Source organism: Verrucosispora sp. ts21, from assembly GCF_002879555.1.
Classification (GTDB): Bacteria; Actinomycetota; Actinomycetes; order Mycobacteriales; family Micromonosporaceae; genus Micromonospora; species Micromonospora gifhornensis.
The window spans coordinates 1-12,899 of sequence record NZ_PNOZ01000069.1; the positions used below are offsets into that span (position 1 = coordinate 1).

The 12,899-nt window shown below is 65.9% G+C and carries 11 protein-coding genes and 2 pseudogenes; 3 read left to right on the forward strand and 10 right to left on the reverse strand.

Going from position 1 to position 12,899, the window contains the following annotated elements; translation table 11 throughout:
• The 3 genes and pseudogenes from C1A38_RS24060 to C1A38_RS24080 form a co-directional block, all read right to left on the reverse strand.
• A pseudogene (locus C1A38_RS24060) lies at positions 1–337 on the reverse strand (hypothetical protein); the annotation flags it as partial.
• 1,273 nt (positions 338–1,610) lie between these two features.
• Positions 1,611–2,510 (reverse strand): IS3 family transposase, encoded by a 900-nt coding sequence (locus tag C1A38_RS24075; RefSeq protein WP_102660004.1) that lies wholly within the window; start codon positions 2,508–2,510, stop codon positions 1,611–1,613.
• Positions 2,507–2,809 carry a transposase gene (locus C1A38_RS24080; RefSeq protein WP_158244936.1) on the reverse strand — a complete coding sequence of 101 codons (303 nt, stop codon included), beginning with the start codon at positions 2,807–2,809 and terminating at the stop codon, positions 2,507–2,509. The genes C1A38_RS24075 and C1A38_RS24080 overlap by 4 nt, the downstream gene beginning before the upstream one ends.
• A gap of 195 nt (positions 2,810–3,004) precedes the next feature.
• Here C1A38_RS24080 and C1A38_RS30970 point away from each other — a divergent pair, with 195 nt between their 5' ends.
• A complete protein-coding gene (locus C1A38_RS30970; protein ID WP_158244937.1) occupies positions 3,005–3,205 on the forward strand; it encodes a CYTH domain-containing protein in 201 nt (66 codons plus the stop codon).
• Between the two features lie 295 nt (positions 3,206–3,500).
• On the opposite strand, the gene C1A38_RS24085 is transcribed toward C1A38_RS30970, so the two are convergent.
• Positions 3,501–4,691, reverse strand: a complete 1,191-nt coding sequence (locus tag C1A38_RS24085; protein WP_102660006.1) for a competence protein CoiA family protein — start codon at positions 4,689–4,691, stop codon at positions 3,501–3,503.
• 227 nt (positions 4,692–4,918) lie between these two features.
• On the opposite strand from C1A38_RS24085, the gene C1A38_RS24090 reads away from it, so the two are divergent.
• On the forward strand, positions 4,919–5,788 hold the full coding sequence (locus tag C1A38_RS24090; protein ID WP_102660007.1) for a phosphotransferase enzyme family protein: 870 nt from the start codon (positions 4,919–4,921) through the stop codon (positions 5,786–5,788).
• Here the strand turns inward: C1A38_RS24090 and C1A38_RS24095 are convergent.
• The 4 genes and pseudogenes from C1A38_RS24095 to ltrA form a co-directional block, all read right to left on the reverse strand.
• The gene (locus tag C1A38_RS24095; RefSeq protein WP_502696954.1) at positions 5,785–7,146 is read right to left on the reverse strand and encodes an NsdA family TPR-like regulatory protein; all 1,362 of its coding nucleotides are present in this window, start codon (positions 7,144–7,146) and stop codon (positions 5,785–5,787) included. The two genes, C1A38_RS24090 and C1A38_RS24095, sit on opposite strands and share 4 nt — an antisense overlap.
• A 309-nt stretch (positions 7,147–7,455) precedes the next feature.
• Positions 7,456–7,554, reverse strand: a pseudogene (locus tag C1A38_RS32655) (hypothetical protein); the annotation flags it as partial.
• A 443-nt stretch (positions 7,555–7,997) separates the two neighbouring features.
• A complete protein-coding gene (locus C1A38_RS24105) occupies positions 7,998–8,354 on the reverse strand; it encodes a P-loop NTPase family protein (protein WP_233196995.1) in 357 nt (118 codons plus the stop codon).
• A 38-nt stretch (positions 8,355–8,392) separates the two neighbouring features.
• Entirely contained in the window at positions 8,393–9,829 is a 1,437-nt protein-coding gene (ltrA, locus tag C1A38_RS24110) for a group II intron reverse transcriptase/maturase (RefSeq protein WP_102660010.1), read from the reverse strand.
• A gap of 618 nt (positions 9,830–10,447) precedes the next feature.
• Between ltrA and C1A38_RS31210 the strand changes: the two genes are divergently transcribed.
• Positions 10,448–10,666, forward strand: coding sequence for a hypothetical protein (locus C1A38_RS31210; protein ID WP_158244938.1), 219 nt, complete (start codon positions 10,448–10,450; stop codon positions 10,664–10,666).
• A gap of 336 nt (positions 10,667–11,002) precedes the next feature.
• Here the strand turns inward: C1A38_RS31210 and C1A38_RS31475 are convergent, their stop codons facing one another.
• On the reverse strand, positions 11,003–11,632 hold the full coding sequence (locus C1A38_RS31475; protein ID WP_230462971.1) for a hypothetical protein: 630 nt from the start codon (positions 11,630–11,632) through the stop codon (positions 11,003–11,005).
• Positions 11,633–11,636: 4 nt separating this feature from the next.
• Entirely contained in the window at positions 11,637–12,698 is a 1,062-nt protein-coding gene (locus tag C1A38_RS24125; RefSeq protein WP_102660011.1) for a chymotrypsin family serine protease, read from the reverse strand.
• Between the last annotated feature and the right edge of the window lie 201 nt (positions 12,699–12,899).

Below are 12,899 nucleotides of genomic sequence, written 5' to 3' on the forward strand. Positions count from 1 at the left end.
AGGGGACAGCCTCGCCGTAGCAGGGGCTGTCGGACACCCGCCGGCGTAGCGTCTCGGTGCCGGCGCCCTCACTGAGGCTCACCATGACCTCACCCCGGTACGACTGGTCAGGTGAGGTGAAGGCGTATTCACACCGCACTACCGACCGGACGGCCTCTCGGCGTGGCTGCGCCTGCGTCACCGTCCACGATCCCGGCACCGCCTCGGGCAGCGCAGCGGCAAGGTCCCCGCAGGACGGCACCGTCTGATCGTCGCTCCACGGTGCCCACCGCCACAGGCCGAGCAAACCCACACCCAGCAGCGCAACGCCGGCCACCACACCCAGCTGCCTGCGCACCGGAAGCTCACCACCCGGAGGGGCTGTCGCGAGACTCGCCGCGGTCGGCCGGCTGCTGCACACGCGCCAACGCCAACCTCGCCGCCGCTCGCACCTGACCAGTTAGCGAATCCTCGGTATGCCGACGCAGGCCCTGCACCTGCACCCGAATCTGTCCGTCAGCGCTGGCAACGATCTGGACCGAACGATCCGGCGACCACACATCCACATCGGGAGGCCGCAACGCATCAGCGGCCATCAGTGGATCTCTTCGCGTGCCCGTGAAGGACGCCATCCGTCCCAGCAGTCGTACCCAGCCCCCGTCCTCATGGCGGTGACCATACCAACGCCAGTTACTATCTCGCTGCCCTCAGTGACCGTCCCGGCGGCCCGGATGGAAGAAAACTGATCTTGGAGGGTGGGGAGTGGCGCTTGGCGGCTGACAGTTCTTTCAGCCCGGAACCGAGATCTCGGTGATCGTGGCAGCTCCTCGTACGGACCGGCCTTCGTGCATGGTGATCGTCTGGTCAGGCCAGAGATCACGCCACCCGTCGGGGGTCAGGGGAGCCAGGCGCACCGACCCCGTCGCTCCCGGCGCCAGTTCGGGAGCGTACTCGACCAGATCCTGGCGACACGAAGGTTGGGGTGACCCTCAGCCATGTACTGACCGATGTGCCACAGAGGCCGCAACACGCCCCTACCCGGTATAGGGGCTTGCCGACCTCCCTCAGCGACCGGCACGAGCGTCAGCTGAGCACGGGTAATCCCGTGGATGCTTTCCCATCTCCGCCACCGGCACCATGTGGCCGTATCGGTGAGCCACATCAGCTCCGCGGTCTCGATCAGCAGGTCCCACCACTGCGCATCGGCAGGCCAGCCGTCGAGGTCGGCGAGCAGATCAAGGGCGACTTCACTCGTGGTGCTTGAGGTACTCCGCTACATCGCCGACGGTGGCTCCGGCCTCGTTGGTGGCGTTCGCAGGAACCATCGTGGCCGCCCGACCGAGCAGCTCAGGAACATCCACCTCGCCATTGTCCTGGCCACACCGCCTACTCGGCGACGCCGTATCCAAGCGGTGCACACCATGCCGCCGCACGAGCGCGGCCGCGTGGCGTCTGAGACCCGCTCGCAGAGGGCTGGGTCGGCTACGGCAGTGCAAGGTTGAGGTCAAGTACCTGGTCAGAGACGAGATATCGCTACTTCCGGCACTCACTCATCAAGGCATCCGGTTGTCCGAGCCGGTACGCCAGGTGGGCTTGACCCGTTTCGACGGACAGGGTCGATGAGTTGGTCTTCAGGCTACCTTGAGCGCCGGCACCAAGCTGATGTCGGTGCCGTCTTCGTAGGCGGCGGGGCTGAGGTAGCCGAGGCTGGAGTGCCGGCGGCGGGTGTTGTACCAGCCTTCGATGTACTCAAATGTGGCCTGGTGGGCGGCTTTGCGGGTGGGCCAGGCCTGCCGGTGGATCAGTTCCGTTTTCAGGGTCGAGAAGAACGACTCGGCGACCGCGTTGTCCCAGCACTGCCCGCGCCGGCCCACGCTCAGCCGTACACCGTGGCGTTTCGCGAGGCGGGCGTGCTGAGCGCTCGTATATTGACAGCCGCGGTCGGAGTGGAAGACCAGGCCGTCGGCGGGACGGCGCCGGGCGAGGGCGTCGGACAGAGCGGCGTCGACCAGATCGGTCTTGAGATGGTCAGCCGTGGCCCAGCCCACGACCCGGCGCGAGGCCAGGTCGATGACGGTGGCCAGGTAGAGCCAACCTTCCCACGTGTTGATGTAGGTGATGTCGCCGCACCAGCGGGTGTCGAGCGCCGCCGGGTCGGCGGTGAAGTCCCGCTCGACGAGGTCCGGCCGGTTCCCGGCGTTCGGGTCCGGGATCGTGGTCGCCTTCCAGCGGCGTGGGCTCTTGCCGCGCACGCCGGCCTCGCGCATCCGGGCGGCGATGCGTTTACGGCCGTGGCGCCGTCCGGCCGCAGCGAGTTCGGCGTGGATGCGCGGCGCCCCGTAGGTGCCGTTCGATGCCGCGTGCACGGCGATGATCTGCTCGGTGAGTTCGGCATCGACGCGGTCGCGGGCGGACTGCTCGCCGCGGGCGTGCTGGTAAAAGGCGGACCGGGAGACCTTCAGCAGCTCGCACGCACGCTTGACGTTGTGCTTGCCGGCCTGCTCCGCCTCGATGAACGGGTACACGTTCACCGGGTCTCCCTCGCGAAGAAAGCCGTGGCCCGTTTCAGGATGTCGACGTCCTGCTGCAACCGGCGGTTCTCCGCCCGCAGCCGGGCCAGTTCCGCCCGCTCGTCGGAGGCGAGCCCGTCCGTGCGGGCCCCGGCGTCGATCTCGGCCTGTTTGACCCAGGCTCGCACAGCCGTCTCGGTCAGGTCGAAGTCCCTGGCCACCTGCCCGACGGTGCGGTCACCACGCTGACACAGCTCGACGATCTCGGCCTTGAACTCGGGCGTGAACGCCCGCCTCGGCCGCGATCGCTTCTTTCCCACGCTCTCCATGATGCTGGACATCCTCCCGGAGACTCCAGGTCCCCTGATCTTGGATGTCCGTCAAAACGGGGTAGGCCCAAGGACGATCAGGCGTACGCACCCGTCACGTGGCGGTACGGGATGCCGAAGCAGGGGCGTTCCCTGTGCCCGGCTGCGCACGCAGAGCGGCCTGCAGCTGTTTACCGTCAACGGCCGTTGAACAACGAATTGGCCTGCCGGGAACACGAGACAGTGGTGGCCGACCGGGCGCAGAGGCACGAGGCGTTGCTGAGTACGGGCTTCACGCCGACCGTGCGCATCATCAAGACCCGCCGATTCGGCGCGTGGGAAGCGGTGACCGTCTGCGTGGACGCCGTCGACGGGCTGGGCACCTTCCTGGAATTGAGGATGTACTAGAGAGTCCTCCCGGCCTGGTCTGACCCGCCCCGTGGTCGAAGCCGACCGACCTGGCCGTAAGCCCGCCGCCGGCAGGGCGAGTCCGACTCGGTCGACGCCGAAGCCGCCGCCCGCGCCGGTCTCGCAGTGAGGTTCCCGCGGTTCGCCGGAGGGGGAGAACTGCACGTATCAGGTAGAGACGATGGTTTGCTGCTCGTCCATGACCAACTGGCTGCCCCTGAACGTTGACTGGGTTGCCAGGTGTGGCGAGCGCTCGATCACAAGCCGGTCGTGGGGCCGTATTTCCATGTTGCCGCTACCGACGGTAGTAGGTGGGGGAGTTGCTGCAGAGCTGGCAGGCGAGAACCAGTGGCTGACCGGCCCGGCCGGGCGGCTTCTTGCCGCAGCACAAGGGCACGCTCTCCACGCCAGGCGCTTCGGCCTGCGTGACGACCGCGCCGTATCGCCGCTCGCAAGTGCGTCCCGCTGTCTCGTCGGAGGGTCGTGGGACGTTTCCGGCCTCGGCCAGGTCGAGAGTTCCGCCTCGTTCAGCGGTGACGGTGCTGTGCGCGTCGGCGGGGATCCAACTGATGCGGTCGCGGTTCTGGTAAGGCAGCCAGGTTCCGTGCAGGATGCCTTCGAGCAGGTGGTCGAGGTGGGGACGTGGGCCGCAGGGGTACATGGCGGTCGTGGCGGCCTTTTGCCGGCTGTAGCTGTGCGGGTTCAACGTCGGGTACAGGTGCAGGCGGCCACACGGCGTGACCTTGCGGGTGACCGGGCACCGGGTGGTGCCTGTCCACAGGTCTGCCCACCCGCACCGCTGTGTCTCGAACGTGATGGCGCCGGCGCCGATTTCCAGCCGGGTCTTGGACAGATACATGCGGTAGTCGTTGAGGGCTGGCACGGACAGATGTGGCACCGGATGTAGGAACGCGATGTCGTCGGCCCCGCGGTCGGTGGTCCACACCACCCGGTCACCGGCCTTGCGGAGCGCTCGTTGCCGAGTTCGTATGGTGCGGGGGGTCTGCTTGGAGTGCTGGACCTCCCCGGCCACGGTCAGGAACGGACCGATGGCCAGGACGTCTGGTCGACGGCGGGCACGTGGCCGCCACACCTCGACTTCCACGGTGCCGCCGACGGACTCCCATGTGCGGGCTTTGCGCTCTTTGAGCGCCTTGTGGGTGTCGGTCTCGGGCTGGTGTTCCGGGTGCGGCGAGCGGCCATCCTCGTGTCGAAACATCGGTCCGTGCCGCCCTTCGACGAAAGTAAGCCAGACCGGTGCGTGGGGGAGCCCTCGCTGGGCCCGGTAACGCATGCAGAGCAGGCAGAGCAGCTTTTCGCCGCCGATGCCGTGGGGGCGGTCGTTGGCGAGCCGTTCGCGTAGATCGGGTTGGTCGGGGTGCCCCCAGAGCGCGAGGCGCGGCTGCAACTCGACCATGGCCGATACGTAGAACACCCCGTCATTGAAGGCAAGCGGGTCGAGTTGCTCCCAGACTGATCGGGGCACGGGGTCCTCCTGACGGTGCTACTGATGAGCAGTCGTTGGAGTCAGCCAGTTATGTACTGCCTACCTACGGTATCGGCCACATGCAACTCCGGCCGTCAAACCTGGGGCCGCTGCATTTGATCCGCCCTGGGTCCCGCGGAGTTCTGTAAATCTGGGGTTCAAGTGGTGGCAGTGGTGTGCGCTTGCGGGTTCGCGGAGTCGGGACGTTACTGGGGGAGGATTGCTGGGTGCGTACGGATGAGGCGGTCCGGGTGGCGACGCTGGCTGCTGCGCAGGTAGGCATGCCGGCTCATGACGCGCAGGTGCTCCGTGTTGGCGAGAACGGCGTGGTGCTGTTGCCTGGCGTGGGGGTGCTGGCCAGGGTCGTGCAGGGTGCGGAGGCGGTGCAACGTGTGCGGCTGGAGATTGCGGTGGCTGATTGGTTGGCGTCGCAGGATGTCCCGGTGGCGCGTCCGGTGCGGTCGGAGCCGATCGTGGTCGATCGGCATGTCGTCTCGTTGTGGGAGTACCTGCCGGGCGGTCATTCGGCTGACCTGGTAACGCTCGCGCGGTGTCTGCGTCTCCTCCATGGCGTGGCCCGGCCGGTCGGGCTGTTGACTCGTGTGTCGCCGTTCTCGAGACTTTGTGAGCAGTTGGCGTTGGCCGTGGGACTGGATGAGCGCGACAGGACGTTCTTGCACGAGCGTCGTGACCAACTCGCGGTGCAGTGGGAATACGCAACGTTTGCGCTCGGTGAGGTGGTGTTACACGGCGACGCGCACATGGAGAACCTGTTGGTCACGGCGGCCGGCAGATGTGCATTCATCGATCTGGAGTCCGTGTGTGTCGGGCCGCCGGAGTGGGACTTGACCCTCAGTGCCCTCTACTACGAGTGTGGGTGGTTCTCCGGCCACGACTACGCCACGTTCACGCATACCTATGGTTACGACGTGCGGCGTAGCCCAGCCTGGCCGCTCCTGCGGCAGATCCGCATGCTGCGGATGACCCTGTGGCTGGCGCAGTCGGCAGACAACGACGCGCAGCGGCGACAGCAACTGAGGCACCGCCTGGACTCGTTGCGGGATGGTTCGGCGCCAGCTGGTTGGACAGGTTTCTAGACCTGTGCCGCCGCGACACCGCTGAGCCGGGTCCGCACCGCAGTCAGTTCATCCTTGAGGCCTGGTTCCGGGGCGATGTCCTCGAGGATGTGTGTGAGGACGTGAACGTCGTCGCGTAGACGGCTGGAGTGCACACCGGCCGCATCCGCGCAACCGGCTCGTGCTGACTGCACGGTGGCGGCGAGGTTGCCCTGGTGCGCCTGTAGACAGGCAATCCGGATCATGGTCAGCGCGCGAGACCTCGCCACCGGGCTCGGGTGTAGCTCGTATGCGGCGTGCAGCCGTGCGATCGTGGCATCGGTTAGCGTGGGGCTGTCGGCGGTCAACGCGAGATCGCACATGGCGTGCCCGGCGTCGCCGAGGATTTGACCCAGGTCCGCGTAGTACCCCCAGGTGGGGTCGTGTACGCCATCAGCTGGGCTGGCATCGAAGTGCGCGTCGCAGAGGCCGACGGCACGACGGCATTGCTCGGCATCGCGAAGGGCGGCGTACGCCCGCGCCTCCACAATTCCGATGACGGCTCGGCCCAATGGAGGTAGATCCCGCCATCCGTTGCGGGCAAGACCGACGATCTGTAGGGCCTCCTTGGCTTTACCGCTGTAGGTGAGGTGCCTGCTCAGGCTCGTAACAGTGTGGGTGCGCTGCTGGACGTCTTCGGCTTCGGCCGCGAGTTGAATCGACCTGACAAAGTACCCGCGAGTGGTCCCAGTGTCCTCGCCTGCGTCGAAGCACGCCCAGCCGACGAGGTCACCGAGCCGGGCTGCCGTCGACAGCCACTGCCGACGTACGGCGTGCCGGGCCGATGCCTGATGGCTGGCACGGCATGCCCATTCGAGTTGCCCTGCCATCGCGGCACGAGCAAGTCCACCCCCGTATCGGTGATCCATGTCCTCGAACAGGGTGATACTCCGGCGCAGGGCCTCCACATGGGGCTTCTCAATCCTGCTCGGCACCTGCATACCCGACGTCCATGGCCCTAGGAGCTCAACCATCTCGTCCGGAACCACACCTGACCACGCCGCCTCCCTCAGGCCGTTACTTGTGCCCCCTGTTCGGCGAGGGCTGTAGAGCCCGAGCTGGGCGTCAGCGGTGACGTGGAAGACGGCACGTAACGCCGCACGCCGCTCCGCGTTCGGCCAGCGGTGTTCACCACGCTCCAGTTTCCCGACCCACCGGAAATCCACGTAGTAGGCAGCCATGCAACGCGAGGGGTAGAGAGTATCCAACGCAGCGTTCACTGCGTCGGCCAACTCCGCGCGAGACATACACTGCCCAGACCTCATCGGTGAAGGCAGCTGAACTCGCGCGTTCCTGAGAAGCGTATTCGGCGTGATCACCGTTTCCGCATGACGAGGCATGCTCCTCCTCTACGGCAATAGCCCTGTCGAACTCGGAACTGCAACTGTCGCCGGCTTGGCTCAAGGCAGACGTTTTGAAGGCCCGCCATACCCTGTCCATCGGCGACCGATCGGCGGCGATCAACACGCGAGCTTCGCCGGCAACACTGATCCTACGCAGGAATCGGTGGCAGATCCGCCGCTGACACTGCCATCTCCCAGCCGGTCCGCCAGTCTCGCGGGGTCTGTCAAACGAACGTTTACAGTCCCTGTCGGTGTTCACGACGCCCGGGAACGGCGCGTGCGAAAGGCATGGAGCCAATGTCGTATCTACTCGTCGTCGTGCAGGTACCGGCCGTCCTTGGCGTGCCGCAGGTCGATGCCGTGCAGCTGTGTGAGCGCCCACCAGACATCCGCGTCTTCTGCACCGCCGCCATCCGGGTCGGTGACCCACTGAGCTGCCCATCGGTCGACCTCGCGTCGCGTGACTGGCTTCGTCTAGGAGCGCCCGGAGTCTTGCCTCGATTTGGTCGCGACTCGGCGGCGGGTGAGGACTCAAGGACATCCAGCAACCTTGTCACATAGATCCACACGACGTACCACTCTGGGCGCGATCGTGCGCTCATCTGGTTTGACCGCGAGCCTCGTCTGCGGGAACGGTGTCGAGAGCGGAATCAGCCATGACCTGACCCCCAATCGACGAGCGTTGGGGCGTGATGCGCGGCGACAGATTCAGGCTTATATGACAATCGGGTTTATCTGGTGGTGGCGTCGGCAGGGTTCTCGCCTGAAGGCTGATCTCCTCCGTTAGGGCACTGATCCGCATGGCTGAGTCTGAGCGTGGTGCGGTAGGCGTGTGCCCGCACGATGTGTCACGAGGCCGCTGCGGTGGCGGTCTGGTCGGATTCGCGGGCGCAGTGCCGGCATCGTCGTGGGCAGGGCGTCTGCGGTGTCACGGCGGTGAGGCCGCTGGTGTGCAGGATGGTGGTGACCGTTTGTTCGAGGGTGCTGGTTTCGCCGATGACAGTTTCGCCGGGGGCGCCGAGCAGGTCGCGGTGGGTGTACCAGCGGCGCATCTCGTCGGGGGTCACGGGAATGGGCTCGTCCCGGTTGAGGTGACGGTGGACGGTTTCGTCGAAGTGGAGTCGGACCAGGGCGCGGTGGCAGCGTTGCCGCTGCTCCGTTTCCCTGGCCCGCTCCCCGCACCCGGCGTGCCTGTCTCCAGGCACCGGGCGCTCCACAAGCCCGCCGAGCGGTGTTCCCCGCCTCATGCCATGGCCTGCCAGGGAGAGGGGATGACTGTTCCCCGGTATCGGTAGCGCGTGGTGCGCACTCCCGCCGGGTTGAACAGTGTCCGCTCTCCGTCTGCCGGCCACCAGCCGCCCGAGCAGTACAGCCGACGCAGTTCCCGCCAGTTGCGCTGGCGGTGCTTGCGTCGTATCCACCCGAAGACCCGCTCCCACACGTACTTGCGTAGGAACCCGAACGTGCTGGACGAGACGCCCGACCGGAAGTGGGCGCACCACCCTTGCAACGCCGGGTTGAGCAGGCCAAGCAGGACTGTCAGGGGCTGGTTCGTTCCTGTACGGCGGCATAACGCCTTCACCTTCCCCATCACCGTCTTCACGGCTTTCCGGGCCGGGTAGGTGTAGACGTAATGCTGGTTTGTCCCTCGCTTCCGGTGACGCTGGATGCGCCACCCGAGGAAGTCGAGTCCCTCATCGATATGGGTGATCAAGGTCTTCTCTGGTGACAGGCGAAGGCCCATCGTCAGCAGGACCTCAGCGATCTCGTCCCGTAACGCCACCGCGTCGTCTCTGGTGCCCTTCACCATCAGACACCAGTCATCGGCGTACCGAATGAGCCTGTAGTTCGGTAGGCCATGACGACGCCGTGTGGCGCGCCTTGCGTTGCTGACGTTCGGCCCGCCGGGTGCACGGGCGACATGCTCGTCCAGCACCGAGAGGGCGACGTTCGACAGCAGCGGGGACAGGATCGACCCTTGCGGGGTGCCGGTGTTGGTCTCCCGAAGCTGGCGATCTTCGGTGAAGATGCCCGCCTTCAGGAACGCCTTCACCAGGGCCAAGACGTGCTTGTCCCCGATTCGAGCCCGCACCCTTTCCATCAGGGCGGGGTGTGAAATCTCATCGAAGCACGCCTTGATGTCTCCCTCCACGATCCACTCATACTTGCGCGGTGGGGACGCGAGGAAGCGCACCTCGGCTACCGCATCATGCGTGCGGCGGTTGGGACGGAACCCGTAGCTGCACGGGAGGAAATCCGCCTCAAAGATCGGCTCCAGCACCAGCTTCAAGGACGCCTGGACCACCCGGTCAGTGATCGTCGCAATACCCAATCGGCGGCGTTTACCGCCCGGCTTGGGGATCATCCGTTCCCGGACCGGCAGCGGCTGGAAGCTGCGCTCCTTCAACGAGGACCGCAGCCGACCGAGGTAGTTCTCGACCCCCAGCTGCTGTTCGATGGACGGCACTGTCAATCGGTCCACCCCAGCGGTTCTGGCGCCCTTGTTTCCCCGAACCCGATACCACGCCACCAGAAGGAAAGCGGGATCGGCGACGAGGTTGTACAGGTCATCGAATCTGCGAGTTGGGCTCTCACCCGCCCATCCGTGCAGCTTCGTCTGGATCTTCAGTACCCGGTGCTCGGCGCGCATCAGCGTCAGCTCCAGTTCGTCGGTATTCACCGGCGACAGCCCTCCTGACATTCCAGATCTTCCACTGCTGGCTTGCTGGCCCCCTTCGCCCTGCGGCCGGCTTTCCCGGCCCCCATGACGGGTCGTCACTCCCGCGACTACTACGGGGCCTCCGTCCCACCCGCGACCGTCAGTCGGCAGCGGACCTGCCCTTCACCAGACCGGATGCCTGGCACGAGGGCGACCGCGGATGGTTCCCACGTTCACTGCACTCCGATTCGCGGATGAGGTGCCCGACTTTGCTCCGGCAGCTTCGCCAGCGGTACGCCGCAGACCTTCCCACTGGCCTCCTCACCGGCGTATCTATCCGGCTACGGAGTTGACCGCCACGGTGGACCGAGACGGTCACGCACTGCTCAACGGCCCAGATCCACCAGGTTCGAGCCGCCACCTCGCTTACGGAACTTCGGACATCGGTTCCTCGCGTACACCTTTCCGCGTCGCTTGCCGGACCCGACCCGTCTGGCAGTACCAGGCCGTCCCGGCGTTGTCAGGACTGCTCCCACCCTCCTCGGCGCTCCCCGAGTCGGGCTGTCCTCAGCTTCACCACCCTGCTGCGACTGGGCGGCGGTGGAGTTCTCTCACCTCCACTCGGTAATGCAGCGCCTCGTGGCGCACGGAGACGTCGAGGTAGAACACGGCGACTGGTCCGGGGTGACTGTCGATGAGCTGGTGCAGGACGGTGGCGTAGCGTTCGGTGTGCAGGATGCCTTCGAGGATGACGTGGTAGCCGAGGTCGAGGGCGGTGCGGGCGGTCGCGGTGATGAACGTCGGTGCGACGGGGTTGATTTGGGTGCTGTCGTGTTCTCGGAGCAGGGTTCGGCGTAGGTAGTCCTGTTCCAGCTTACCGACCGGTCCCAGCGTTGATACGTCTCTGAGCTGGGCTTAGGCGGCGTGAACATGTTCGTGACGTCATGTAAAGCAGCGTGGCAGACCCGAGCCAGCAGGTTCGGGACGTCAGAGATCTTCCGACGCTCGCACCAGCTTCGGCCCGCAGCAGCCGCGACCACACTCGGGGTCGAGTCCTGTAGGCAATGGCGATGCCGAGATCGGGCATGGCGCGCGTCTGGCCGATGGGTGCGGGGGGCAGCGGTTCGGCTGAGCAGTTGATCTGCTGCCGGCATCGATTGGTGCCAGGTTGATCTGCATGAGGACGGAGGGGCGTCAGGCGGGGGCGATTTCGCCTTGGGTCAGCTCGATGTTCGGGAACTCGTATCGTTCCCGCATGGCAGCGGCCAGGTCCGCGGTCGCTTGGTCGACCATGACCATGACGCCGGATCCGTCGGCGCGGGGTGCCACTGCCGCGACGGCCATTCCTTCGGTTTGCCAGTAGGGGATGTCCTTCATGATGTTGTCCGACACCTCGTTGAGCACGGTGCGTGGATGTTGCGCGTCGGCGAAGGCCAACTGGACTTCCGGGTGTCGAAGGCGCAGACCGGTGTCGAGTTCGTCCACTCGTGGCACTGGCACGCGGTGGATCACCAGTGCTGCTCCATCGGTGCTCATGCCTGAGTACGAGTTGGTGGGGTAGGTGCGTTCGGCGTCGCGGATCAGCAGTTCTCGCGGTGTGTCACCGAGAGTCGTGGAGGGCGTCGTCAGGAGTTCCCGGGTTTGGGCTGGTGTCGGCCCCGCCGGTTGTCCGAGATCATTGGCTTCGGATCCGGCGCACCCTGCTGTCGCCGCCAGGAAACTGGCTGCGACCAAGCCGATTCGTTGCATACGCATGGCAAGATTCAGCATAGCGGCGGCCCTGCCGTCGGGCCACATCGATGTATGGCCCGACGGCGAGGTCATCGGTTCAGCTGGTGGCGATGGTCAGGTTGAAGTGCGACAGGATGCTGCCGATATTGATGTGCAACGCGACCCGCGAGCACAGGCGCCCGGTGTAGTCATACCCCTGGCAGGTGCCCTCGAACTGCTGCCCGGTCCTGACAGCGCTGATGATGCCCAACGCCCTGAAACCGCCGGTGTCGTAGCCGATCGTCGGCCCACCGCTGTCACCCTGACCGACGGATGCAACCCCTGCCAAGTGTTCAGTCATAAACGCCGGGCCAGTGACGTTTCCGTTCAGGTTGAAGTACATGTTGGTTTCCGTGATTCTCGTGTTGCAGTCGTTGCCGCTGAAGCCACCGGAGGTGCAGGCCACATCGTTGAGAACGGCACTGGCCCAGCCTACGATCGGTACGCCGGAGTTGGAGTTGAAGGGGCCGGTGAAGACAGCACCCTGGTAGGTTTGCTCGCTGATGGTCATGGCGTCGAGAGCCACCGAGCCGCTGTTGGAGCGTCCGACGTAGAGTTGGTAGAGCGGGGTGTACCAGTTGGTGTTCGCTCCGCAGTGCCGTGCGGTGATCATCACCTGGGCGTTAGTGGACGTTCTGGCTGCGAACCCGGCGGTGCAGAGGGCGCCGGTGCCTGTCCAGATGACGCTGCCGCCCCAGAACGGCGTGACGTCGTCCCAGCGTCCGGCCGGCTGAATCGCCGATCCGGCCGTCACCTGAACGGGAATCCTGTTCGCGCGTAGGTTGCTGGTAACCGCGGCGACGCTCGTGGTGCCAGCGACAGAGAGCTTGAGCCCGCTCGCGTCTGGCAGTGGTGCCGCGGTCACCAGTTCACCGCCAAGCTGTGAGGCTGGAGCCGTGAACAGACGACGGATCTCCGCAGTCAGCTCGGCCAGCGTGAACCTACTTTCGGCCACGGTCACCGGCACGTCACGGCGTCCTGCCCTGACGGCCTCGTCGACCGCTGCGGGTAGCTTGCCCTTCCAGCGCAGTTCCACCGCGCCGGTGTCGCGAACCAGCCGCAGCGAACCGAACCCCTGATCGTGACCCTCGTCGATGACCTGCTGGATCTGCCGAGCCACGCTGGATGCTTGCAGTGTTTTGGCGTCCACGTCGGGTGGCCGAACCCCGAGTTCATCGACTAGTCGCCTCTCCTCCGTCGATCGAACCTCGGAGGGCAGCGGACGGCCGCCGGGATCGGCTGCCGCAGGGGCTGCGGCAGCGAGGGCCGCCACCAGCACGCCTGCGATAGTTGGAACGAGCCTTCGGGAACGCTTCCGCAC

What these genes read in the sequence shown, in the direction of transcription:
- C1A38_RS24095 (WP_502696954.1), bottom strand. Translation starts at nt 7,146, where the DNA reads ATGCCTCGTCATGCGGAAACGGTGATCACGCCGAATACGCTTCTCAGG.
- C1A38_RS31475 (WP_230462971.1), bottom strand. Translation starts at nt 11,632, where the DNA reads ATGACCTCGCCGTCGGGCCATACATCGATGTGGCCCGACGGCAGGGCC.